General features: G+C 71.0%; 26 protein-coding genes, 1 tRNA gene and 1 pseudogene. 20 read left to right on the top strand and 8 right to left on the bottom strand.

Annotated elements, in window-relative coordinates:
- Positions 1–63: 63 nt before the first annotated feature.
- The 4 genes from BM339_RS05925 (at position 64) to BM339_RS05940 (ending at position 2,558) form a co-directional block, all read left to right on the top strand.
- A complete protein-coding gene (locus BM339_RS05925) occupies positions 64–492 on the top strand; it encodes a DUF3052 domain-containing protein (protein WP_021594405.1) in 429 nt (142 codons plus the stop codon).
- A gap of 19 nt (positions 493–511) precedes the next feature.
- Complete coding sequence (locus BM339_RS05930; RefSeq protein ID WP_021594404.1) at positions 512–973, top strand: peroxiredoxin; 462 nt, start codon at positions 512–514, stop codon at positions 971–973.
- A gap of 82 nt (positions 974–1,055) precedes the next feature.
- Positions 1,056–1,406, top strand: a complete 351-nt coding sequence (locus BM339_RS05935; protein WP_021594403.1) for a hypothetical protein — start codon at positions 1,056–1,058, stop codon at positions 1,404–1,406.
- Between the two features lie 93 nt (positions 1,407–1,499).
- Positions 1,500–2,558 (top strand): potassium channel family protein, encoded by a 1,059-nt coding sequence (locus BM339_RS05940; protein WP_075020184.1) that lies wholly within the window; start codon positions 1,500–1,502, stop codon positions 2,556–2,558.
- Positions 2,559–2,757: 199 nt separating this feature from the next.
- On the opposite strand, the gene BM339_RS05945 is transcribed toward BM339_RS05940, so the two are convergent.
- On the bottom strand, positions 2,758–3,729 hold the full coding sequence (locus BM339_RS05945; RefSeq protein ID WP_075020185.1) for a phosphoribulokinase: 972 nt from the start codon (positions 3,727–3,729) through the stop codon (positions 2,758–2,760).
- Between the two features lie 159 nt (positions 3,730–3,888).
- Here BM339_RS05945 and BM339_RS05950 point away from each other — a divergent pair, with 159 nt between their 5' ends.
- Positions 3,889–4,545, top strand: a complete 657-nt coding sequence (locus BM339_RS05950) for a response regulator (protein WP_021594400.1) — start codon at positions 3,889–3,891, stop codon at positions 4,543–4,545.
- Positions 4,542–5,711: a GAF domain-containing sensor histidine kinase gene (locus tag BM339_RS05955; RefSeq protein WP_021594399.1), complete on the top strand. Its 1,170-nt coding sequence runs from the start codon at positions 4,542–4,544 to the stop codon at positions 5,709–5,711. The genes BM339_RS05950 and BM339_RS05955 overlap by 4 nt, the downstream gene beginning before the upstream one ends.
- On the opposite strand, the gene BM339_RS05960 is transcribed toward BM339_RS05955, so the two are convergent.
- The gene (locus tag BM339_RS05960; RefSeq protein ID WP_075020186.1) at positions 5,683–6,861 is read right to left on the bottom strand and encodes a saccharopine dehydrogenase family protein; all 1,179 of its coding nucleotides are present in this window, start codon (positions 6,859–6,861) and stop codon (positions 5,683–5,685) included. The two genes, BM339_RS05955 and BM339_RS05960, sit on opposite strands and share 29 nt — an antisense overlap.
- A gap of 124 nt (positions 6,862–6,985) precedes the next feature.
- Here BM339_RS05960 and BM339_RS49625 point away from each other — a divergent pair, with 124 nt between their 5' ends.
- The gene (locus BM339_RS49625; RefSeq protein ID WP_161791047.1) at positions 6,986–7,162 is read left to right on the top strand and encodes a hypothetical protein; all 177 of its coding nucleotides are present in this window, start codon (positions 6,986–6,988) and stop codon (positions 7,160–7,162) included.
- Here the strand turns inward: BM339_RS49625 and BM339_RS05970 are convergent.
- Positions 7,119–8,024, bottom strand: coding sequence for a LysR family transcriptional regulator (locus BM339_RS05970; protein ID WP_075020187.1), 906 nt, complete (start codon positions 8,022–8,024; stop codon positions 7,119–7,121). The two genes, BM339_RS49625 and BM339_RS05970, sit on opposite strands and share 44 nt — an antisense overlap.
- A 131-nt stretch (positions 8,025–8,155) precedes the next feature.
- Between BM339_RS05970 and BM339_RS05975 the strand changes: the two genes are divergently transcribed.
- From BM339_RS05975 to BM339_RS06020, 10 genes and pseudogenes are all read left to right on the top strand, one after another.
- Entirely contained in the window at positions 8,156–9,589 is a 1,434-nt protein-coding gene (locus BM339_RS05975; protein ID WP_075020188.1) for a form I ribulose bisphosphate carboxylase large subunit, read from the top strand.
- The gene (locus BM339_RS05980) at positions 9,589–10,017 is read left to right on the top strand and encodes a ribulose bisphosphate carboxylase small subunit (RefSeq protein WP_021596380.1); all 429 of its coding nucleotides are present in this window, start codon (positions 9,589–9,591) and stop codon (positions 10,015–10,017) included. The genes BM339_RS05975 and BM339_RS05980 overlap by 1 nt, the downstream gene beginning before the upstream one ends.
- Positions 10,014–10,961, top strand: a complete 948-nt coding sequence (gene cbbX / locus BM339_RS05985) for a CbbX protein (RefSeq protein WP_083597336.1) — start codon at positions 10,014–10,016, stop codon at positions 10,959–10,961. The genes BM339_RS05980 and cbbX overlap by 4 nt, the downstream gene beginning before the upstream one ends.
- A 117-nt stretch (positions 10,962–11,078) precedes the next feature.
- Positions 11,079–11,987 carry a proteasome assembly chaperone family protein gene (locus tag BM339_RS05990; RefSeq protein ID WP_024936063.1) on the top strand — a complete coding sequence of 303 codons (909 nt, stop codon included), beginning with the start codon at positions 11,079–11,081 and terminating at the stop codon, positions 11,985–11,987.
- A gap of 51 nt (positions 11,988–12,038) precedes the next feature.
- The gene (locus BM339_RS05995) at positions 12,039–12,458 is read left to right on the top strand and encodes a CBS domain-containing protein (RefSeq protein WP_021596377.1); all 420 of its coding nucleotides are present in this window, start codon (positions 12,039–12,041) and stop codon (positions 12,456–12,458) included.
- Complete coding sequence (locus BM339_RS06000) at positions 12,455–13,090, top strand: dienelactone hydrolase family protein (RefSeq protein WP_075020189.1); 636 nt, start codon at positions 12,455–12,457, stop codon at positions 13,088–13,090. The genes BM339_RS05995 and BM339_RS06000 overlap by 4 nt, the downstream gene beginning before the upstream one ends.
- Positions 13,090–13,506, top strand: a pseudogene (locus tag BM339_RS52575) (NAD(P)/FAD-dependent oxidoreductase); the annotation flags it as partial. The gene BM339_RS06000 and the pseudogene BM339_RS52575, both read left to right, overlap by 1 nt.
- A gap of 184 nt (positions 13,507–13,690) precedes the next feature.
- The gene (locus tag BM339_RS50595) at positions 13,691–14,191 is read left to right on the top strand and encodes a hypothetical protein (protein WP_075020190.1); all 501 of its coding nucleotides are present in this window, start codon (positions 13,691–13,693) and stop codon (positions 14,189–14,191) included.
- 47 nt (positions 14,192–14,238) lie between these two features.
- Positions 14,239–14,313 (top strand) — tRNA-Val (locus BM339_RS06015).
- 296 nt (positions 14,314–14,609) lie between these two features.
- Positions 14,610–15,620, top strand: a complete 1,011-nt coding sequence (locus BM339_RS06020) for an aldo/keto reductase (RefSeq protein WP_021596375.1) — start codon at positions 14,610–14,612, stop codon at positions 15,618–15,620.
- A gap of 44 nt (positions 15,621–15,664) precedes the next feature.
- Here the strand turns inward: BM339_RS06020 and BM339_RS51160 are convergent, their stop codons facing one another.
- Positions 15,665–15,799 (bottom strand): hypothetical protein, encoded by a 135-nt coding sequence (locus BM339_RS51160; protein ID WP_256255225.1) that lies wholly within the window; start codon positions 15,797–15,799, stop codon positions 15,665–15,667.
- Positions 15,800–16,113: 314 nt separating this feature from the next.
- Between BM339_RS51160 and BM339_RS06025 the strand changes: the two genes are divergently transcribed.
- Positions 16,114–16,665, top strand: coding sequence for an Imm15 family immunity protein (locus tag BM339_RS06025; protein WP_075020191.1), 552 nt, complete (start codon positions 16,114–16,116; stop codon positions 16,663–16,665).
- A gap of 282 nt (positions 16,666–16,947) precedes the next feature.
- Here BM339_RS06025 and BM339_RS06030 read toward each other — a convergent pair whose 3' ends face one another.
- Positions 16,948–17,631, bottom strand: a complete 684-nt coding sequence (locus tag BM339_RS06030) for a DUF899 domain-containing protein (RefSeq protein WP_021596372.1) — start codon at positions 17,629–17,631, stop codon at positions 16,948–16,950.
- Positions 17,632–17,683: 52 nt separating this feature from the next.
- Complete coding sequence (locus BM339_RS06035) at positions 17,684–18,199, bottom strand: MarR family winged helix-turn-helix transcriptional regulator (protein WP_021596371.1); 516 nt, start codon at positions 18,197–18,199, stop codon at positions 17,684–17,686.
- 95 nt (positions 18,200–18,294) lie between these two features.
- Here BM339_RS06035 and BM339_RS06040 point away from each other — a divergent pair, with 95 nt between their 5' ends.
- Positions 18,295–19,503 (top strand): MFS transporter, encoded by a 1,209-nt coding sequence (locus BM339_RS06040; RefSeq protein WP_075020192.1) that lies wholly within the window; start codon positions 18,295–18,297, stop codon positions 19,501–19,503.
- Positions 19,504–19,549: 46 nt separating this feature from the next.
- Here the strand turns inward: BM339_RS06040 and BM339_RS06045 are convergent, their stop codons facing one another.
- Positions 19,550–20,611, bottom strand: a complete 1,062-nt coding sequence (locus BM339_RS06045; RefSeq protein ID WP_021596369.1) for a right-handed parallel beta-helix repeat-containing protein — start codon at positions 20,609–20,611, stop codon at positions 19,550–19,552.
- Between the two features lie 261 nt (positions 20,612–20,872).
- Entirely contained in the window at positions 20,873–21,409 is a 537-nt protein-coding gene (locus tag BM339_RS06050) for a hypothetical protein (RefSeq protein WP_075020193.1), read from the bottom strand.
- 368 nt (positions 21,410–21,777) lie between these two features.
- On the opposite strand from BM339_RS06050, the gene glnII reads away from it, so the two are divergent.
- Positions 21,778–22,791: a glutamine synthetase gene (gene glnII, locus BM339_RS06055; RefSeq protein ID WP_021596367.1), complete on the top strand. Its 1,014-nt coding sequence runs from the start codon at positions 21,778–21,780 to the stop codon at positions 22,789–22,791.
- The last annotated feature ends 143 nt before the right edge of the window (positions 22,792–22,934 follow it).

Consider the following 22,934-nt stretch of genomic DNA (forward strand, 5'->3'; position numbering starts at 1 on the left):
CTCGGGGGGTCGGAAGGACACGAGCACGGCACCGTGCGGACTGACGACAATGGGAGGACTTTCGTGAGCGCGACCGCGGGTCAGGCGCAGTCTGAGCGCAGCCTGGCCGAACGGCTCGGCCTGAAGGCGGGCCAGGTGGTGCAGGAGATCGGCTACGACGACGACGTAGACGAGGAGCTTCGTCGCTCCGTCGAGGAGCTCACGGGGAACGAGCTGGTCGACGAGGACTACGAGGACGTGGTCGACATCGTGCTGCTGTGGTGGCGCGAGGAGGACGGCGACCTGTTCGAGGGTCTGACCGACGCGATGATCCCGCTCACCGGGGGCGGCAACATCTGGCTGCTGACGCCGAAGGCGGGCCGGGACGGGCATGTGGAGCCGAGCGACATCGGCGAAGCGGCGCAGACCGCCGGCCTGTCGCAGACCAGCAGCGTCAGTGCCGCCAAGGAATGGTCCGGCACGCGGCTGGTCGCGCCCAAGGTCCGCAAGTAGGGCGGGGCTGGAGCCACTCTTGGCCGTCGACGTAGGCGATGCCGCGCCGGACTTCGAGCTGAGGGACCAGCACGGCGCCCCGGTGAGGCTGTCGGGCTTCCGTGGAGACAAGAACGTCGTCCTGGTGTTCTACCCGCTGGCGTTCAGCGGCGTGTGCACGGGCGAGCTGTGCACGATCCGGGACGAGCTGCCCAGCCTGGGCGATCCGGACGACGTGCAGGTGCTCGCGGTCTCGGTCGACTCGATGTTCGCCCTGCGGGCCTGGTCCGACCAGAAAGGATTCGACTTCCCGCTGCTGTCGGACTTCTGGCCGCACGGCGGGACGGCACGAGACTACGGCGTGTTCGACGAGGCGAAGGGGCTGGCGTTGCGGGGCACCTTCGTCATCGACACCGAGGGCGTGGTCCGCTGGAAGGTCGTGAACGCCATTCCGGACGCACGCGACATCGGGGAGTACCGCAAGGCGCTCGCCGAACTCTGAGCGAAACGGACCGGTTCCGGTGCCGTCCGCGACCATCCGTAACGGATGGCCGGAACCGGTCCCCCGCACCCTTGGAGGTGTGATGCCCTGCTTCCGCTGCGGGGCGCGGCAGACCGACCCCGTGCGCGGCGCGAGCCCGTGGAAGCGCGGGGTGCGGGCCGACCACCAGGTACTGATCTGCCCGGCCTGCCAGGCCGCCCATGACTGGGCGGACACCCTGGACCGCTGCGCGGCGTGCGGCTCGGCCGCCCTGGTCTGCCGGCTCGGAGAGGTGGAGTGCCGCGACTGCGGGCACACCCGCGACGCCGTCCGGGACGATCTCGGCGGCGCCGACCTGGTGCACTCGGGCGCGCAGCCGCCCGCCGACGGGGGCCTGTCAGAGGAGGTCGCGGCGGCGCTGTCGCGCGTCCTGAAACGGGGCCCGGCCGGCTGATCCGGGGCGCCGCGGGGGACGGCCGGCACCCGTCCGATTCGTACGCCTCGTCCGGTCTTGACGCGGTGTTTTGCCTGCTGCGACGCTTCGCGGATGCCGATCGTCCTGCTACGCCTGGTCAGCCGGATCACCGGGCGGTCCTGGCGCGTGCCCGCGCTCGTCCTCGCGGGCGCGTTCCTGCTGGGCTGGGTGCTGATCGCGGTGTTCGAGGAGCCCGGCGCGGACCTCAAGAACCCGTCCCAGTACGTCTGGTACTTCCTGGTCAGCGGCACCACCACCGGGTACGGCGATCTCGCGCCGGAGACGGTCGGCGGCCGGATCGGCGGCGTGCTGATCATCGTGGCCGGTCTCACCGCGGGGCTCGTGCTGTTCGCCGAGCTGACGCTCTGGATGGCGAAGGGCAGGACCATGAAGGCGAACGGGCAGGCGCGGCTGCACAGGCGGCGGCACGTCGTGATCGTCGGATACGAGCGGGAGGCCCTGCGCGCCATCATCGGCCAGCTGCGCGCCGACCCCGCGTACGCGCGGACGCCCGTCGTCACGATCTTCTGGCCGGGGCAGCTGACGGGCGAGAATCCCGACCCCGACCTGTACGACGTCGTCGCGTTCGACGACACCGCCTACGAGAGGGCGTGCCTGGAGCACGCACGCACGGCCGTGGTCGTGGGGCACTCCGACGACGAGACCGTCCGGGTGATGCTCGGCGTCGTGGCCTACCTGCGGCGCAGAGGCGCCCCGCCGGTCCACCTGCTGGCGGGGCTGCGCGACGGCGGCCGCCGCGCGGAGATCACCGAGGCGTTGGACCTGATCAGCGCCGACATCGAGCCGGTGGACGTCGACGACCCCGCCGTGGTCGCCGTCGCCATCCGCAACCCGGGCGTCGCGGCGATCTACCACAACCTCGCGAGCACGCTCGACAGCGACGGGACGCTCTACCGCGTGGACGTCCCCGAGGACGCCGGCGAGTGGTCCCGCCTCGACGTCGCGGTCTTCCTCCTGCACCGGGGGAGCACGCTGCTGGCGGTCGGCGAGTCGCACGGCCCGAACGCCCGGTTCCGGCTCACCGCCCTCCCGGACGAGCGCATCCGCGGCGGCCAGTCCCTCGCGGTGGTCGCCCCCGAGCGCCCGGAGATCCCCTGGCACGAGCTGTGAGGGACCGGGAGAGCGCCCCGCACGCCCGCTGGGGCGCTCTCCCGGCGGCCGCGAGCGCGCGGCCCGGGGCACAGGTCCGAAGCCCCGGGGCCTCCCCGCGCACACGCGGAGCCGTTGACCCCCACACCTCCCGGTTCGCTCGCGCTCAAGCGTGTTGCTTGTGGGGGGGCGACCCCCCACACCCCCCGGTTCGCTTCGCTCAAGCGGCTTGGCGGTGGTCGGCGTCCAGCAGGTGGTACAGCAGGAGCAACTGGGTGATGGCGAGGGGGTCGCTGGTTCCGGAGTCGCCGAGGCGGCCGAGCGCGCCGGGGTCGGGGAGACCGGTGCCGGCGCGGGGGCCGAGACGCTCCCAGATGGCCTTCTTGACCACCCGCGACTCCTCCGGCGAGACGTACCCGTGCACGTGCAGGGCGTCCACGGGACGGCCGTCGGTGTCGCGGTGCAGCCGCAGGTGCATGGCGGTCCCGGTGTCGCCTGCGCCGCCGTCCAGGACGTCCGCCAGCTCGGGATGGTCGATGGTCGGACGCAGCAGCAGCTCCGCCGACAGCGGCGTCCCCGGCGGGTCGAGGCGGCCGGCGACCGGCGCGAACCGGACGACGATGTCGGCGTGCCTGCGCTGCGGCCGGATGTAGGCGGCGCTCTCCGGTTCGCGCCGGGCCAGCTCCGCCATGACCTGCTCGGGGCTGTAGCCGCGCTTCTCGCAGTCGCGGCGGACCTTCCAGGAGTGCCGCAGCGGCTCGGGCGGGTCGAGGTAGACGGTGATGTCGAAGCAGGCCCGCGCGAGCCGGGTGTGCAGCGGCAGCAGCCCCTCGACGATCACGAAGTCGCGTGGCTCGACCAGTTCCGGCCGGACGAGCTTCCCGGTCGTGTGGTCGTACACGGGTTTGAGGATCGGCTCGCCCATGGACAGCAACTGCAGGTGCTGCTCCATGACGTCGATGTGGTTGCAGTCGGGGTGCAGCGCCGTGAACGGCTTGCCGGCCCGTTCGGCGCGGTCGTAGCGGTGATAGTCGTCCACGCACACCGCGGTCATCCGGTCGGCCCCCAGACACCGCACAAGCCCCCTGGTCAGCGTGGTCTTGCCCGCCGCGCTGTCCCCCGCGATGGCGAGCATGACGGGGCGGCGGCCCGACCCGCGCGCCCGGAGCATATGCACGATCCGATGGGGCACCTGGCTCCTCCGTCCTGCGGAATTCAGTTTTCGTGATGCAGCGTAGGCAGGTGCGCCGGGCCGTTCTTCCCCCAAACAGGGGAGAGCGGGGGTGAACCCGCGGGACGCCTTCCCGGGCGCGGCTACTGGTGAGTAGCTTTCGGTTGTTATCGTGCCGGGATGAGCGCCCCCGTACGCGTCGTCCTGGTGGACGACCACGAGATGATCCTCGCCGGGCTGACCGCGATGCTGGCCGGGTTCCCCGGCCGGGTGCGCGTCGTCGGGCAGGCGGGGACGGGGGAGGAGGCGGCCCGGCTGGTCACCGCCCTGCGCCCGGACGTCGTCCTGCTGGACGTGCGGCTCGGCCCGGAGAGCGGCCTGGACCTGTGCCGGCTGATCACGGGGCGGGTGCCGGAGTCGCGAGTGGTGTTCCTGTCGGTGTACGACGACGAGCAGTACGTCTTCGAGGCGCTGCGGGCCGGGGCGGGCGGCTACCTGCTCAAGCGGGTTGACGGCCCGGAGCTCGTCCGGCGGCTGGAGGAGGTCGCGCAGGGCGAGACGGTCGTCGACCCGACGCTCGCGGGCCGGATGGCGGTGACCGCGGCGCGGCTCACCCGCGGCGAGTTCTGGCCCGGCGCGAACCGGGGGCTCACCCAGCGCGAGAGCGAGGTGCTGTCCCTGCTCGTCGGAGGTTTGTCGAACAAGGCGATCGCGGCGCGGCTGGTGCTGAGCGAGGAGACCGTGAAGAGCCACCTGCGCGCCCTGTACCGCAAGCTGGAGGTGACCGACCGGTCGGCGGCGATCGCGGTCGCGCTGCGGGAGGGGCTGTTCCGGTGACGGCTCCGCTGGAGCTGCTCGCCGGGCGCGGCGGCGACCTCCTCGTCCGCATCGCGGGGGTGGCCTGTTCCGGCCGCGACCTGCCGGGGATGGCCGAGCGGCTGGCCGAGCTCGTCGTCCGGTCCGCGGGGGCGCTGACGTTCTGCGACGTGTACGTGCTGGACGACGACGAGCGCGTCCTCGAATGGCCGGGCCCGCCCGTCCCGCTGGGGGAGGGGGACGTCGGCCGGGCCGCCGCGCACGGCCGGGTCCGTGCCCATCCGGACGGGCGCGGCGCCGCGATCCCCGTGCACGACGAGGGCGCGGTGATCGCGGTCGTGGACGTCCGGTCCGCGGGCCCGTGCCCGCCCGACGACCTCGCGCTCGCCACCGCGCTCGCGGGGCTGTTCGCGCCGGTGCTGTCCTCGTGCCGGCGGCTGCGCACCGCGCGTGAGCGCGAGCACGCCGCCGAGCGGTTCGCCGAACGGGCCGTCGAGGCGCAGGAGGCCGAGTGGTCGCGGCTGAGCCGGGAGATCCACGACGGCGTCGCGCAGCGGCTCGCCAGCCTCGGCTTCCACCTGTCGGCGGCCGAGCGCGCGATCCCCGAGCACCATCCCGAGGGGCTCGCGCAGATCATGATGGCGCGCCGGCTCTGCGAGCTGGCCGCGGCCGAGACCCGCGCGGCGATCGGGGGCCTGCGCCCGCCCGTCCTGGACGATCTCGGCCTGTCGGCCGCGCTCGCCACGCTCGCCCGGGAGGCCGGGGACGGTCCGGGCGCCCCGTCCGGTCCGCTCGACGTGACGGTGACCGTCGAGGGCGAGCTGGAGGACGAGCTGCCCGACCACGTCCAGACCGCCCTGTACCGGATCGCGCAGGAGGCGGTGGGCAACAGCCTGCGGCACGCGGACGCGACCTGCGTCGACCTGCTGCTGGAGCACTCCCGCGACCGGGTCCGGCTGAAGGTCACCGACGACGGGGCCGGCTTCTCCATCCGGGACGTGCTCGCGCAGGGCGGCCGGGGCCGCCGCCCCGACTCCTACGGGCTGCGCGGCATGCGGGAGCGCGCCGAGCTGCTCGGCGGGCGGTTCACGGTGACGAGCCGTCCGGGCGTCGGCACGACCGTGGAGGCCGTCGTTCCGATCCCCGGCCGCCGCCGGGTCACGCCGGGTCCAGCACCCGGAAGGTGATCCCGGCCTTCACCAGCCGGTCGATCAGCGCGTCGCCCATCGCGGCCGCGGTGGTGACCTGGCCGGACGTCGCGGGCAGGTCGTCGTGGGCGAGGCACAGCGCCGACTCGGCGAGCATCTTCGCCGTCTCGCCGTAGCCCGGATCGCCGCCCGCGACCTCGGTGACGACGCGCTCGCCGCCGCCCTCGCCGACGAACGTCACGCGGAACCAGTTGCGCGCGCGTTGCTCCTCGGACGGCCCGTCCCCCGGCGCGCGGAGCCGCAGCAGCAGGTTGCGGGTGGGCGGGAGCGAGGCGAGCGCGAGGAGGGCGCCGGAGCCCGCCGCCATCCCGGCGGCCGTGGCGAGGCGCCGGACGGCGGCGTAGTGGCCGTAGGAGAAGTCGGGCCCGTACCGGTCGAGCGAGGCCGCCGACCGGACGACGATCTGCGGGTCGATGGTCGGGAGCGGCAGCGTCCAGCCGCCGCCGATGCGGGCCTTCGGCGACGGGCGCCGCGAGATGCGCACCCTGCGGCCCGCGGGCGGCTCCTCCACCTTGCGGCGCTCGCGCTCGGCGCGCACCATGCCCGCGGCGTCCCCGAAGATGCCGACGGCCGAGTGCAGGGTGCCGCCGGACGCGTCCCCGCGCGCACGCAGGAACCCCTCCACATGCAGCGGGACGCCCTCCGGGAGCCGCTTGACCGTGAAGTAGGCGCCGAGGTCGTGCGGGATCGAGTCGAACCCGCAGGCGTGCACGATCCGGGCGCCGCTGCGCACGGCCTCCCGGTGGTACTTGACGTACATCCGGTCGACGAACGTCGGCTCGCCGGTGAGGTCGACGTAGTCCGTGCCCGCGCGCGCACACGCCGCCACCAGCGGCTCCCCGTACCGGACGTAGGGGCCGACCGTCGTGATGACGACGCGCGCCGACTTCGCGACGTCCTCGATGGAGGCGGCGTCGGTGGTGTCGGCGTGCAGCAGCGGAAGGTCGGCGCACGCGGCGTCCAGCTTCGCCAGCCGGTCGCGGACGGCGATCAGCTTCGCCCGGTTGCGGCCGGCGAGCGCCCAGCGCGTGCCCGGACCGGCGTGCGCGGCCAGGTACTCGGCGGTGAGGGCGCCGGTGAAGCCGGTGGCGCCGAACAGGACGATGTCGTACGGGCGGGCGGCGGTCATGTGGGCCCCTTTCACGGTTCCGAATCCGATTCTGTCGTTTTCGTGCCCCGGCGTGTACGCGGGCACGGCGATGTGAGGGACCGCACTCCTCTAGGGTTGCTCCGGTGATGCGGATGGTGGCGTGGTGACCGGGCTCGCCGTGGCGATGGACGTCGTCGCCGCGGGGTTCTTCGCGTGGTTCCTGGTGCTGGTGACCCGCAAGAGGGGCGTGCCCGCCGGCGAGGGCGGCCGGTCCGTCGCGATGGTCCTCATCGCGGTCAGCCTGGGGCTGCTGTCGGTGTCGCTGTGGAGCCTGCCCTAGCGGCGGTCCAGCCCGGCGCGTCCAGCAGGTGCCGGACGAACAGCAGCGTCGTCGGGGTCGGCGCGGCCCCGGCGACCGCGTGCCACGGCCGGTCGAGCGGCATGCCCGGCGCGCCGACCACCACGAGCCGTCCCGCCTCCAGTTCGGCGCCGACCGCGTCCCGGGACACCAGGGCCACCCCCAGCCCCGCCGCGGCGCCCGCGACCACCGCGCCGTTCGAGCCGAGCACGAGCCGCGGCGGCGCGGTCTCCCGCTCGGCCAGGTAGGCGTCCGCGCTGGCCCGCGTCCCCGAGCCGGGCTCGCGCATCACCCACGGCGTGCGCGCGAGGTCGAAACCGGCCGCGACCGCGGGCGCACCGACCACGACCAGCTCGTTCGGGCGCCTTGCCAGCACGGTCGCCGCGGCCTCCGCGGGGGCCCGGCCGGCGAGCACGAGGTCGGCCTCGTGCGCGGCGAGGCTGCTCCACACCTGGCGGCGCGGCCCCACCTCCAGCGTCAGCTCGACCTCGGGCCACCGCTCGCGGAACGACGCGAGCAGGTCGGGAAGGAGCTGGTCGGCGGCCGTCGTGACCGCCGCCAGCCGCAGCGTCCCGCGGCCGGGATCGGCCGCGCCGCGCGCCGCGGCCCGCCCCTCCTCCAGCAGCCCGAGCACCTGCCGCGCGTACCCGGCGTAGGCGGTGCCCGCCTCGGTCAGGCCGATCCCGCGCCCCTGCTTGCGGACGAGCGCGACGCCGAGATCGCGGGTCAGCGCCGCCACCGCCGCCGACACCGCGGACTCGGTCACGTACAGCCGCCGCGCCGCCGCCCGCACCGACCCGGTGTCGGCGAGGGCCACGAACGTCCGCAGCCGTGCTTCAGTCACGCGTCCGGCCTCCTCATTCAAGTGAATGCTTGATGGTCACCGTAGAACACTTGATGGACATCGCAAGTGTCGGGCGGCGAAGCTCGACCCGTCACGGTTCCACGAATGCTCCAGGCTGAAGGAGAGCGGCGATGAGCTCGGGCAGATGGTCGGCGGGCGTGATCCCCTACGCGGAGATGGGCTACTGGCGTCCGGACTACGAGCCGAAGGACAGCGACATCCTCGCCGCCTTCCGGATCACCCCGCAGCAGGGCGTGCCGCCGGAGGAGGCCGGCGCGGCCGTCGCGGGCGAGTCGTCCACCGCGACCTGGACGGTCGTGTGGACGGACCGGCTCACGTCCTATGAGAACTACCAGGGCAAGTGCTACAAGGTGGAGCCCGTCCCAGGGCAGGGCGACCAGTTCATCGCCCACATCGCCTACGACCTCGACCTGTTCGAGGAGGGATCGATCGCGAACCTGACGTCGTCCATCATCGGCAACGTCTTCGGGTTCAAGGCGCTGAAGGCGCTGCGCCTGGAGGACATGCGGATCCCGCCCCACTACGTGAAGACGTTCCAGGGACCGGCCCACGGCATCGTCATGGAACGCGAGTACCTCGGCAAGTTCGGCCGCCCCCTGCTGGGCGCGACCGTCAAGCCCAAACTCGGCCTGTCGGCCCGCAACTACGGACGTGTCGTCTACGAGGCGCTCCGCGGCGGCCTGGACTTCACCAAGGACGACGAGAACATCAACTCCCAGCCGTTCATGCGGTGGCGGGACCGCTTCCTCTACTGCATGGAAGGCGTCAACCGGGCCCAGGCCGCGACCGGCGAGGTCAAGGGCCACTACCTCAACGTCACCGCCGCGACGATGGAGGACATGTACGAGCGCGCCGAGTTCGCGAAAGAGCTCGGCAGCGTCGTCGTGATGATCGACCTCACGATCGGTTACACGGCCATCCAGTCGATGGCCGGATGGGCGCGTCGCAACGGCGTCCTGCTGCACCTGCATCGCGCTGGGCACTCCACGTACACGCGGCAGAAATCCCACGGCGTGAACTTCCGCGTCATCGCCAAGTGGATGCGCCTCGCAGGCGTCGACCACATCCACGCCGGGACGGTCGTCGGCAAGCTGGAGGGCGACCCGAACAGCGTCCGCGGCTACTACGACACGCTGCGCCTGGACAAGGTCGGGGCCGACCCGGTGAAGGGCCTGTACTTCGACCAGGAATGGGCGTCGATGCCCGGGACGATGCCCGTCGCCTCCGGCGGGATCCACGCCGGGCAGATGCACCAGCTCCTGCACTACCTGGGCGAGGACTCGATCCTCCAGTTCGGCGGCGGGACGATCGGCCACCCCATGGGCATCGCCGCCGGCGCGACCGCCAACCGCGTCGCGCTCGAAGCGATGATCAAGGCCCGGAACGAGGGCCGCGACTACCTCGCCGAGGGACCCGACATTCTGCGCGCCGCCGCCAAGCACAGCCGCGAACTCGACATCGCCCTGTCCACCTGGGGCGACATCACCTTCACCTACGAGTCCACCGACACCCCCGACGTCGTCGAAACCCCGGTGAGCATCTGATGCGGATCACCCAAGGCACCTTCTCCTACCTGCCCGACCTCACCGACGAGGACATCGCCGCGCAGATCGCCTACGCGCTCGGCCAGGGCTGGCCCTGCTCGGTCGAGTTCACCGACGACCCGCACCCGCGCAACCCCTACTGGGAGATGTGGGGGCTCCCGATGTTCGACCTCGCCGACCCGGCCGGCGTCCTCTACGAGATCAACGAGTGCCGCAAGGCCTACCCGCACCACTACATCCGGCTGAACGCCTACGACGCCCGCTACGGACGGCAGACGACGGCGCTGCAGTTCATCGTCCAGCGCCCGGCCGAGGAGCCCGGCTTCCGGCTCGACCGGACGGAGACGTCCGACCGGCGCGTCCGGTACACGCTGCACCCGTACGCGCTCGACCGTCCCGAAGGCGACCGCTACGGGGCGGGACGTTGACCGAGCGGCCCGGCTTCGGGATTCGCCGGAACGGCTCCCCGGTGGATCCCACCCCGTCCACCGGGGAGCCGCTTCCGCCCGGCGCCCGCGTCGACCTCGCCCGGGAACGCGCCGACTCGCAGGCCGGATCCGTCCTGGACGCCCTCGACGCCGACCTCGTCGGGCTCGCCCCGGTCAAGACCCGCATCCGCGAGATCGCCGCGCTGCTGCTCGTCGACCGCGTCCGGGCCCGGTTCGGCATCGACTCGGGACGCCCCAGCCTGCACATGTGCTTCACCGGCAGCTCCGGGACGGGCAAGACCACCGTCGCCGTCCGGCTCGCCGAGCTGCTGCACCGCCTCGGCTACGTCCGCCGCGGCCACCTCGTCTCCGTCACCCGCGACGACCTCGTCGGCCAGTACGTCGGACACACCGCCCCCAAGACCAAGGAGGTCCTGAAACGGGCCATGGGCGGCGTGCTGTTCATCGACGAGGCCTACTACCTCTACCGGGCCGAGAACGAGCGCGACTACGGGCAGGAGGCCATCGAGATCCTCCTCCAGGTCATGGAGAACCAGCGGGACGACCTCGTCGTCGTCCTCGCCGGCTACAAGGACCGCATGGACTCCTTCTTCGCGTCCAACCCCGGCATGAGCTCCCGCATCGCCCACCACATCGACTTCCCCGACTACGAACCAGAGGAGCTGGAGGCCATCGGCCGGCTGATGATGGCCCGCGAGGGCTACGCCCTCGCGCCCGAGGCCGAACCGATTTTCCGCGACTACCTCGCCCGCCGCCGCGACCAGCCCCGCTTCGCCAACGCCCGCTCCGTCCGCAATGCCATAGAACGCGCCCGCCTGCGGCACGCCAGCCGCCTCCTCACCGCCGGTGAGGTGGGCCGCGAAGACCTCACCACCCTCCACCCAGACGACTTCCTCCCCAGCCGCGTCTTCCAAGGGCCATGAGCTCGGATGGAGCCGGGGCCGCCCGGCGTGGAGAGTGACGGGCGTCACGACCGAACCGGGGATGAGCCTCCGGATGTCCTAGTGTTGTGCGCAGGACATGTAGAGGTGGGGGAGAAGTTGCTTAACCCTGAGGATCTGTACGAGCTTGACGGCGACCTGCCGGAGATGACGGGTCCGGTGCTGCTGCACAGCCTCGACGGTTTCGTGGACGCCGGGTCCACCGGCCAGCTCGTGCGGGAGCACCTCCTGGAAGCGCTGGAGCACCGCGTCATCGCCCGCTTCGACGTCGACTCGCTGATCGACTACCGCGCCCGCCGGCCGCCGATGACCTTCGACCGCGACCACTGGGCCTCCTACGAGGCGCCCGAGCTCGTCGTGCGGCTGCTCCACGACGACGTCGGCAGCCCGTTCCTGATGCTGTCCGGGCCCGAACCCGACCGGCTGTGGGAGGGTTTCACCGCGTCCGTCCTGCACCTGGTGAAACGGCTCGGCGTCGGGCTGGTCGTCGGCTTCCACGGCATTCCGATGGGCGTCCCGCACACCCGTCCCGTCGGCACCACCGCGCACGCCACCCGCCCCGAGCTGATCACCCGCAACTCCTGGTTCGACAAGGTCCAGGTCCCCGGCAGCGCCGCCGGGCTGCTGGAGCTGCGGCTCGGCGAGGCCGGCCACGACGCCGTCGGGTTCGCCGTCCACGTCCCGCACTACCTGGCCCAGTCCGCCTACCCGGCCGCCGCCGTCTCCGCCCTCGACGCGATCGTCTCCGTCACCGGGCTCGTGCTGCCCGTCGAGCGGCTCCGGGAGGCGGCCGCCGCCACCGACGCCGACATCGCCGAGCAGGTGGACGGCAACGACGAGGTCGAGAAGGTCGTCCGGGCCCTGGAGCAGCAGTACGACGCGTTCGCCGGCGCCGCCGAGCGCGACAACCTGCTCGCCGAGTCGCAGGACATGCCCACCGCCGAGGAGCTCGGCGCCCAGTTCGAGCGCTTCCTCGCCGAGCAGGACGGTCCGGACGCGGCCGGGTAGACATATCCCGTCCGCCGCTGGGTAGGCGACGCCCCGAGAGGGGAGGTCCGCATGGCCCAGAGGGTGAACGAAGTGATGACGCCGGTGCCCGTGGCGGTGTCACCGGACACCAGCCTGGTGGAGGTCGGCGACCTGATGCGCCGGCACGGCATCGGCGACGTCCTGGTCGTCCATGAGGGCCGGCTCCGGGGCCTCGTCACCGACCGCGACATCGTCGTCCGCGCCGTCGCCGCCCAGCGCGACATGGCCGGCACCACCGTCGCCGAGATCTGCTCCACCAACATGATCACGATCGCGCCGGGCGAGGACGCCGACGCCGCCGTCCGCCTCATGCGGCGGCACGCCGTCCGCCGCCTCCCGGTCGTCGACGGCGACCGCCCGATCGGCATGGTCTCCATCGGCGACCTCGCCGTCCAGCGCGACGAGCGCTCGGCCCTCGCCGACATCAGCGCCGAACCGCCCAACACATGATCACGCTGAGGCTGCCGGACGCCGAGCTCGGCGGCGACCTCGCCCTCCCGGACGCCGCCACGGGCGTCGTCCTCTTCGCGCACGGCAGCGGCAGCTCCCGGCACAGCCCCCGCAACCGCGCCGTGGCCCACGGCCTCAACGCCGCGGGCATCGGCACCCTCCTCATCGACCTCCTCACCGAGCACGAGGACGAGATCGACCGCGTCACCGCCGCCCTCCGCTTCGACATCGAACTGCTCACCCTCCGCCTCATCGGCGCGATCGACGCGCTCGCGGACGGCCTCGAATCCGCCCCCCACACCGCCGGGCTCCGCATCGGCCTGTTCGGCGCGAGCACCGGCGCCGCCGCCGCCCTCGCCGCCGCCGCGGCCCGCCCGCAGATCGGCGCGGTCGTCTCCCGCGGCGGCCGCCCCGACCTGGCCGGCCCGTCCCTCGCCCGCGTCCGGGCCCCCGTCCTGCTGATCGTCGGCGGCCGCGACACCGAGGTCCTGGAACTGAACCGGAAAGCATCCAAGAGCCTGGAGGACTCCGAGGTGCACGTGATCTCCGGCGCGGGCCACCTCTTCGAGGAGCAGGGCGCGCTCGAAGAGGTCACCACCCAGGCCGCCGACTGGTTCAACCGGCACCTGTGATGCACGACGTCATCGTGGTCGGCGCGGGCCCCGCCGGATCTGCCGCCGCGACCCACCTCGCCCGCTCGGGCCTGGACGTCCTCGTCCTGGAGAAGACGTCCTTCCCCCGCGAGAAGATCTGCGGCGACGGCCTGACACCCCACGCCGTCCGGGAACTCCACTCCCTGGGCGTCGACATCACCACCCCCGGCTGGTTCCGCAACGACGGCATCCGCCTCATCGGCGCCGGCCGCCGCCTGGAGATCCCCTGGCCCTCCGGCTCCGGCCTCACCCGCACCCGCGCCGACCTCGACGAACTCCTGGCCCGCGATGCGATCTCCGCGGGCGCGACCCTGCTGAACACCAAGGCCACCGCCCCCATCTCCACCCACGGCCGGGTCACCGGCGTCCGCACGGCCTCCGGAACCCACCGCGCCCGCCTGGTGATCGCCGCGGACGGCGCCTCGTCCCGCCTCGGCGTCGCCCTCGGCCTGCGCCCCCGCCGCGCGCGCCCCATCGGCATCGCGGGCCGCCGCTACTTCCGCAGCCCCCCGCCACGACGACCCCTACCTCGAGATCTGGCTGGACCTGGCCCCCGCCGGCTACGGCTGGATCTTCGGCATGGGCGACGGCACCGTCAACGCCGGCGTGGCCCTCCTCCGCACGGACCACCCCGACTACCACGGCCTCTGCTCCCGCTGGCTGGCCTCCCTCCCCGCGTCCTGGAACCTCACCGAAGACCACGCCACCGGGCCCCTCCGCGGCGCGGCCCTCCCGATGGGCTACAGCCGCCGCCCCCACTACCTACCCGGCCTCCTCCTCGCCGGCGACTCCGGCGGCATGATCAACCCTTCCAGCGGCGAGGGCATCGCCTACGCCCTGGAGGCCGGCCGCATCGCCGCCGAAGTGATCACCACCGCGTACCGCTCCCCGTTCCCCGAACACGTCCTCCGCCGCTACCCCGACGCCGTCCGCCGCGCCAACGCCACCCCCTTCACCCTCGGCCGCGCCTTCACCCGAGCCATCGACGACCCCCGCATCATGCGCCTGGCCACCCGCCACGGCCTCGCCCACCCGCCCCTGATGCGCCGCGCCCTGAAGACCCTGGGCGCCCTCCCCTGACCGTTTCGCGCACCCCCTCCAGAACCAGGTACGCTTTCCCGGCACCCGGGCGCGTAGCTCAGGGGAAGAGCACTCGCCTTACAAGCGAGGAGTCGGCGGTTCGAACCCGTCCGCGCCCACCAAGGTCAGGGCCATGATCCGCTGTCGCGGATCATGGCCCTTCCTCATCCGAGTGACAAAGTGAGTGACTAAGCTAAGAGATCCCGCGGATAGGGGCGCCGTCGCGAGCGCCGCGATACCGCCGCCCGGGCCAGCGGAATTAGTGATCGAGCGATGATCGGTCGTGGCGACGGACCCGCGAGGGCGGGTTGCCGTCGGGGCTGAGCAGTGCCCCACGCGCTCGGGAACCTGACAGGGCGCGTATGCCCCCGCCTCCGATTTTGCGTTGGAGCGCACTCCAGCTCCTAGGTTCCGAAGCGTGCGATACATCAAACTCGGAACGACCGGACTGGAAGTCTCCGCCATCACCCTCGGCTGCATGAGCTTCGGCGAGCCGGGCCGGGGCGGCGAGCCCTGGTCGCTGGGCGCGGACGCCAGCCGGGACATCATCAAGCAGGCTTTCGAGGCCGGCGTCAACTTCCTCGACACAGCCAATGGGTACAGCGCCGGAAGCAGCGAGGAGATCGTCGGCCAGGCGGTCAAGGCCTTCACCCGGCGAGAGGAGGTCGTTCTCGCCACCAAGGTCTGGATGCGGATGCGCCCCGGCCCGAACGGCGCCGGGCTGTCCCGCAAGGCGATCTTCGCCGAGCTCGACGCCTCGCTGAAGCGACTGGGGACCGACTACATCGACCTGTACCAGATCCACCGCTGGGACTACGACACCCCGATCGAGGAAACCCTCGAGGCGCTGCACGATGCGGTCAAGTCCGGGAAGGTCCGCTACATCGGAGCCTCTTCCATGTACGCCTGGCAGTTCGCCAAGGCCTTGTACCTGGCTGACCTGAACGGCTGGACCCGGTTCGTGTCGATGCAGGACCACTACAACCTCATCCACCGAGAAGCAGAGCAGGAGATGCTCCCGCTCTGCGCCGACCAGGGCATCGGCGTGATCCCGTGGAGCCCGCTGGCGCGGGGCAGGCTGACGCGGGTCCGTGACACCGCCACGGCGCGTGCCGAGACCGACGAGGGGGGCAAGATCCTCTACCGCGACGAGGACCAGGCAGTGGCCGAGCGCGTCCACGAGATCGCGGGCAAGCGGGGTCTGTCCCCAGCCCAGGTCGCCCTGGCCTGGGTCATGCGCAACCCGGTGGTGACCTCGCCCATCGTCGGGGTCACCAAGCCGGCCCAACTGGCCGACGCGATCGCCGCGGTGGACGTCGGACTCGACGACGACGAGGCCGCGTACTTGGAGGAGCCGTACCAGCCGCACGAGGCCGCCTACCTGCAGGAGTCCTTCTACAAGCAGCGGTCTGTGGCGGGCTCCCGGTAATCCGGGCTACCGCCGGGCCTTCGGCGAGTCCTTGGGCTCGGCCTTCACAACCTGTGGTCGGCCCGGTGGTGCTTGCGGGCGGTCGCGCGCAACTGCATGATCTGCGCGCTGCCCGCCAGCGCGGTGAGCAGGATGCCTGCCACCGCGGCCAGCAGCAGGGCCAGCCAACGCTGGGACACACGGCCAGCCCGCCGACCATGACGCCTCGTCCTCTACCCGCGGAATCTCTTTGGACCCGCGTCACCGCCACCAGTTCGTACTCGACCAACCCGGTCTCCCGGGTTGAGTCTCCTATGTCGTCGCCGACGCCCCATGAGGTCGCGGAGCGTTGCGCCGGACTCGGGCGCGAACTTGTTCCCGAGGTGGATGCCGCTGCGCCTGCCAGTGAAGATCAGCAAGCTATGCCGCTCTGCTCGTAGTAGGCGGCTTACGGGCTGGGCCGAGCGTGGCACGATGGGCGATCCCGGGAGGCCCTTGCGGTGAGGGGTGATCATTGGTAGAGCAACCGGCGCTCATCGATCCACGGTTCGCGGCCGACTTTGCGCGGCTGATTCATCATCAGTTGCTCGATGATTTCGACTCGTTTCTCAAGCGGGTCGATGATTTTGATGAGCCGCCGCTTTACACTCAGTACGCCCAACTGGCATTCCTTGGGGGTCTGACCACTGAGCAGAAGAACCGTCTGCTCATCCGCGCCACCGTCGCGCACCTGCCTCGGATCGTCGAACATGGTCATGGGCACGACTTCTACTGCATGGTCTCTATCCTCGGCTGGGACGAGTTCGAGAACGGCGGCCTCATCCGTCCGGCTTTCTGGTACACCAATCCCAGCACGAGGCCCGATCTAGGCGACCCGCGCGGCATCCTTGACTACGTTCAGTTCAGCCCACCTGCCAGCCGTTACAGCATGTTCGTGGCGGGCGCGCTCGACCACGATCCGGGGTATCTGATCCACGATGATTCGGGGACGGGTGATCCCTGGATGAGACGGGTCTACGTCAGGCTCGGCCTGTACTCGTCCGACGTCTACCAAACGCTGCGGTGAGGCAACGTCGCTGGCCACCGTGCGCCCGGTCCGGTGCGGATCATGGCCTGGCCCGGTCTGCGGTCGTTGAGTGTCGTAGGCGGTCCTTACGCTGCCAGTGCGCGGTCGATCTCTCGGGGCATCCAGCACTGTAGAGCGCCCAGTCTCCCTGGTTCTGTACGAGGGCGGCCTTGCCTGTGAGCAAGGACCTAATCTGCGGCCAGGCTCAGTTGAGGGGCCATGTGTAGCCCGGCAGGATCGGCCGCGTGCGGCCGATCCTGACATCAGGCCGTGTTCGGTGGGTTAGGTGTGCGGGCCGTAGTGGGTGGCTATTTGTTCGGAGCTGGGCCAGCGGCTGTAGGTGGGGGACTGGGGCCAGCCCTTGGGGGAGTCCTGCCATTCCTCCTGGCGGCCGTAAGGCAGGAGGTCGATCAGGGCGAAGGTGTGGGTGAGTTGCTCGGTGCCGCGGCCGTTGGTGTGCCAGGTGCGGTAGACGGTGTCGCCGTCGCGTAGGAAGACGTTCACCGCGAAGCCGCCGCCAGGGGGTGCGCCCACGTCGGTGCCGAAGGTGCTGTCGGCGGTGGAGTACCAGGTCATCTTGTTGCCCACGCGGCGCTTGTAGGCGAGGGCCTCGTCGATCGGGCCCTGGGTGACGATGACGAACCTGGCGTCGTAGGCGTCCAGGAACTCCAGCCGCGTGAACTGCGACGTGAGGCCTGTGCAGCCTGAGCACTGCCAGGTCTCGCCCGGGGACCACATGTGGTTGTAGACGATCAGTTGCGACTTGCCGTCGAAGACGTCGGCCAAGGAGACCGGGCCGTCCTCGCCCTCCAGGGTGTAGTCGGGCATCTCGACCATGGGCAGGTGGCGGCGCTGGGCGGCGATCGCGTCGAGTTCGCGGGTCGCGGCCTTCTCGCGGGCGCGGAGCTCGTCGAGGTGGCTTTGCCACGTCTCGGCGTCCACGACGGGCGGTAGTGCCTTGGTCATTGGTTCCTCCGAAGGTTGTGGTCTGGATGTAGACCACGTCCGTTCGTGGAACTCATCGGTCGGTGGCCGGCTGGGCCTCGTCGCCGAGGTTTAGGAGGAGGGTGCGGAGGGTTGCTGCCAGGTCGTTCTGCTGGTTGTCGTCCAGGGCGGCTAGGAGGCGGCGTTCGTTCTCGACGTGGGCGGCCACGGCCTGGTCGATGAGGTCGCGGCCGGTGGGGGTGAGGGCGACGATGACGGTGCGGCGGTTGGCGGGGTCTACGTCGCGGGTGACGTAGCCCTTGGCGACGAGCCGGTCGAGGCGGTTGGTGACGGCGCCCGAGGTGACCATCGAGGAGCGGGCCAGCGCGCCCGCGGTCATGCCGTCGGACGAGCCGGCGCGCCGGAGGGTGGCGAGGACGTCGAATTCGCCCCGTTCCAGGCCGAACTCCTCGAAGAGGGCCTTGAGTTCGCGTTCGACGATGCGGGTCAGCCGCGAGAGGCGGCCGAGGACGCCCATGGGGGACGCGTCGAGGTCCGGGCGGGCACGTGCCCACTGCTCCAGGACGACGTCGACGGCGTCACGGGTCACCTGAACTCCTTAGCGTTGAACTGTTTGACGTCAAGGTATCAGCTTGTTAACGTCTCAGCGTTGAAGATTTCAACGTTGAGACGTTGGAGGGTGTAGTGGTCACCAGTTCGCGCCCGGTTTTGCGGGCCTGGGGAGGGGTCGCTGCTATCACGGCGAGCCTGTTCGTCTTCCTCACTACTGAGTTGATGCCTGTCGGGCTCCTTACTCCGTTGAGCGGGAGCCTGGGCATCTCGGTGGGGGTCGCCGCGCTCATGGTCACGCTGTACGGCGTCTCGGCCGGGTTGGGCGTGACGTTCATCGTGGCGTGGACGAGGCGCGTCAACCGGCGGGTGCTGCTCGCCGTACTGCTGGCCATCCTGGCCTTGGGGAACCTGGTCACGGCTGTGTCGCCGAACTATCCGCTGGTCTTGGCGACGCGGCTCGTCATGGGGTTCGCCAGTGGGGTGTTCTGGGCCCTCGGGGTGAGCATGGCGATGCGGCTCGTCCCGGAGCGTCAGGCGAGCAGGGCGTCCGCGGTCGTGATGTCCGGCATCTCGATCGCCACGGTGGTGGGCATACCGCTCGGGACGGTCCTGGAGGACCTCACCGGCTGGCGGAACACGTTCCTGATCTGGGCAGGCCTCAGCCTGGTGGTCTTCTTCGCGGTCGCAGTGGTGGTGCCGTCGCTTCCTTCGGCGAACGCGGTTTCGGTGCGCGAGGTCTTCGGGCTGCCCCTGAAGAACGTGCCGCTGCGGTCGGTGCTGTTGACTGTGGTGCTGTTCGTGCTCGGCCATTTCGGGGCGTATACGTTCGTGCGGCCCTTCCTGGAGGAGAAGGCGTCCGCCGGGCCTCTCTTCATCACCGTGGTGCTGATCGTCTTCGGTGTGGGGGGTGCGGTCGGGAACTTCGCCGCCGGGTACACGGTGAACAGGAGCCTCAAGGGCAGCTTCGTTGTGGGGTGCGTGGGGCTTGTCGTGTCGCTCTTGTCGCTGCTCACGGTCGGGAGCGGGAAGGTCGGTGCGGTCGTCGCGCTGGTGCTGTGGGGGCTGTCCTTCGGCGTCGTGCAGTTGTCCCAGGTGAACATGACGCTGGCCGCCGCGCCCGAGACCTTCGAAGCCGCGATGTCGCTCAACACCATGGCGTACAACACGTCCATCGCACTCGGGGCGCTGTTCGGCGGACTGTTCGCCGACCATCTGGGCGTCACCAGCGTCGTCTGGTTCGGTGTGGTTCTGACGGCGGGTTCGCTGCTCGTCACCTCGGCTCGGAGGCCCTCACGCCCCGCTTTCGAGGCCGGCGATGTTCCCAGCCTGATCAAGGAGTGAGCGCGGTGGAACCCCCTGTTCCGGTGGGAACAGGGGGTTCGCGCCGTCAGTGGTGGCACAGGCCGTTCGGCTTGGAGGTGCCGCAGGAGTTGTGGCGGAAGCGGTTGGTGTCGCTGCCGCTGTTGTCGACCAGGTCGAACGGCGCGTTGCCGCGGACGAGGTTGAACTTGATCAGGTTGTGGTGCGCGGGACGCTGCGCCGGGCTCGGGAACAGGACGATCCCGCCGGAGTAGGGCAGCTTGCCGCGGTTCCCCTTCACGGTGTTCTTCTCGATCGAGTTGTGGTCGCCGCCGAAGAGCAGGATGCCGGTGCCGCCGAGCGGCGGGACCGGGCCCTGGCCGGGGCAGAACCGGTTGTTCTTCTCGACCAGGTTCTTCCAGACCTTGGTGTGGCCCTGCCCGCCCTTCTGGCCGTCGTCGGCCAGGACGACGCCGGTGCAGTTGCCGACGAGCTTGTTGCCAAGCACCTTGACGTGCCGGGCGTGCCGGACGAGCACGCCGATCGCGTTGCCCGAGGCGTGGTTGTGGGCGACGACGGTGCCGCGCGCGTTCTTGATGTCGCCGACGTAGAGGCCGGCGTCGAGGCGGTTGCCGATCGCGCGGTTGTGGACGAACGCGCCGCGGGTCGAGTTGAACTCGGCGATGCCGTACTCGCCGTTCCTCGCGGCGAGGACGTGCTTGACGGTCAGCCGGTCGGTGTAGGTGCCGAAGACCCCGGTGTCCTTGAACCTCTCGACCTTCAGGCTCTTGATCGTGACGCCCCTGACCAGGTGCTTCGCGCGGCCGACCACGCAGAAGCCCATGCCCGGCACCCCGGCCTTCTTGCAGTGGTCCTTGCGGCCCGGCCGGATCACGGTCCTGTCGCCCGCGCCGCGGATCGTCAGGCGCTTGCGGATGAGGACGCCCCCGCCGTAGCGGCCGGCCTTGAGCTTGATGACGTCGCCCGGCCTCGCGCGGTCGACGGCCTTCTGGATCGAGTGGCCCGGCCGCACGACATGGGTCCGCCCGCCCTTCTCGCCGGCGGTCGCCGCCTGGCCGGCCGGTGCGAAGGAGGCCAGCCCGCCCAGCACGACGACCGTGCCGAGCGAGGCGCCGAGAATTCGCTTCATCCCATTCCCCCGAATCTGTTCCTTGTGATGGGAAGCCGAAAGCGCGCCTTGGCGCCGACGGTTCCCTGATCATCTTGGAGCGGCCGGCCCATTGCGTCGATGCCATGGACGTAAACGTTCGGAGGCTTTAAGGGAAGCCAATAAGTATTTGCCGACGCTTTCGGCGGTCCGGGGTTTCCTTGACCATCGTCGTGGCGGACGCGGACGCGGACGCGGGGGCGGGAGCGGCCCCGTCCGCGGGGCGGACGGGGCCGCGGGCCGTCATCGTCCGAGGCCGAGGAGCCCGTTGAGCTGGGCGACGAGGGCGGGGAGCGCGGCGGCGTCGCCGGTGCCGTCGAGGATGCCGGCGATCGCGCACAGCAGGTTGCCGAGCAGGTTCCCGGGACCCGAGATCGCCGTGATGTCCAGGACCACCCGGTCCAGGTGCACCGTCAGGCCGAGGAGGTCGAGGTCCAGCGGGCCGAGGGTCAGGTGCAGGATCGGGCAGGTGGCGGAGGGCAGGGAGACCGGGAGCGAGACCGGAGCGTCGGCGACGGTTCCGGTGGTGGCGCCCGAGGCGTCGCGCATGGTTCCGCTCAGCGCGCCGTCCAGGAGCAGTCGCCGGTCCTGTGACGTGAACGCGGTCGGCACGACGGTTCCGGTGAACGTGGAGCCGTCCGCCGCGGTGCCCGTCACCGGGACGCTGTCGAGCGGGGGCGGGGCCGCGGCCTCGCGGGCCGAGGCGGGTGCGACGCTGAACGCGAGCGCGGTCAGCAGTGCGATCACGAGTGCGGACAGGTGAAAGAGGGACCTTCTCATAGACGCATTCCTCCTTTTTGGTCTTGCGTCTCTGTTGGGAAGGTTTCGCCTTACCCAGGGCGATTTTCAGTACACGCCGCGAAGGTCGAGGTGTATGATCGTTTTTGGTCGTTCCAGGTCACGGCGGGAAACGTCGGAGAAAATGGCCGATTCGCGCCAATCTTGGTGATCGGGTAAACCATTTCTCCGGTCATGCGTCGTCCGCGCGGCGGGTCCCTGACCGTCCAAGCCGGTGTGAGCAGAGTCTCAGCAGGTCAGCTCGTGTGTTACATGGCGTTCACACGAGGGCAACAGATGCGAAATGCCTGGTTGGCACGTTCTGTGGGGCCGAACCCACCCACGGCCGGCGGACACGAAGGGGATCGACGTTGAGCTATAAGGCCGAGTACATCTGGATCGACGGCACCGAGCCGACCGCGCGGCTGCGGTCGAAGACGCGGATCCTCGCGGACGGTGCCGACCTGCCGGACTGGGGTTTCGACGGGTCCAGCACGAACCAGGCGCCCGGCGACCGCTCCGACTGCGTGCTGAAGCCGGTCTTCTCCTGTCCCGACCCGATCCGCGGCGGCGACAACAAGCTGGTCCTGTGCGAGGTGTACCTCGTGGACGGGACGCCGCACGAGACCAACACGCGCGCCCTGCTCCGCCCGATCGCCGCGCAGTACGAGGCGCAGGACTCCTGGTACGGGATCGAGCAGGAGTACACGTTCTTCAAGGACGGGCGTCCCCTCGGCTTCCCCGAGCGCGGCTTCCCGGCCCCGCAGGGCTTCTACTACTGCGGCGTGGGCGCGGACGAGGTGTTCGGGCGCGAGATCGTCGAGCGGCACCTGGACGCCTGCCTGGAGGCGGGCCTGAAGATCTCCGGGATCAACGCCGAGGTCATGCCGGGGCAGTGGGAGTTCCAGATCGGCCCGGCCGGCCCGCTCGAGGTCGGCGACCACATGTGGGTCGCCCGGTGGCTGCTGTACCGCATCGCCGAGGACCACGACGTCGCCGCCACGCTCGACCCGAAGCCGGTCGAGGGCGACTGGAACGGCGCCGGCGCGCACACCAACTTCTCGACCCGGGCGATGCGCGAGGGCTACGACGCGATCATCACGGCGTGCGAGGCGCTCGCCGAGAAGGCGCAGGAGCACGTCGCCGGGTACGGCGCCGACATCGAGCGGCGGCTGACCGGCATGCACGAGACGGCCCCGTGGAGCGAGTTCAGCTACGGCGTGTCGAACCGGGGCGCCTCGGTGCGGATCCCGTGGCAGGTCGAGGTGGAGAAGAAGGGCTACATCGAGGACCGCCGCCCGAACGCCAACGTGGACCCGTACGTGGTGGCCCGCCTGATCACGGGCACCTGCTGCGCCGCGCTGGAGAAGGCCGGCCAGGTCTGACGGACGACCGGACGATCCCCGGGGAACACCGCGTTCCCCGGGGATCGTCGCGTTCCGGGGGCCCGTCCGGAGTAGGGAACGCGGCCAAACATCTGCAAAATGGTGGGCATGGGTGAGTTCCGCCCATCGGTGCCGGGTAGCAC

Source organism: Actinomadura madurae (genome assembly GCF_900115095.1).
Taxonomy (GTDB): domain Bacteria; phylum Actinomycetota; class Actinomycetes; order Streptosporangiales; family Streptosporangiaceae; genus Spirillospora; species Spirillospora madurae.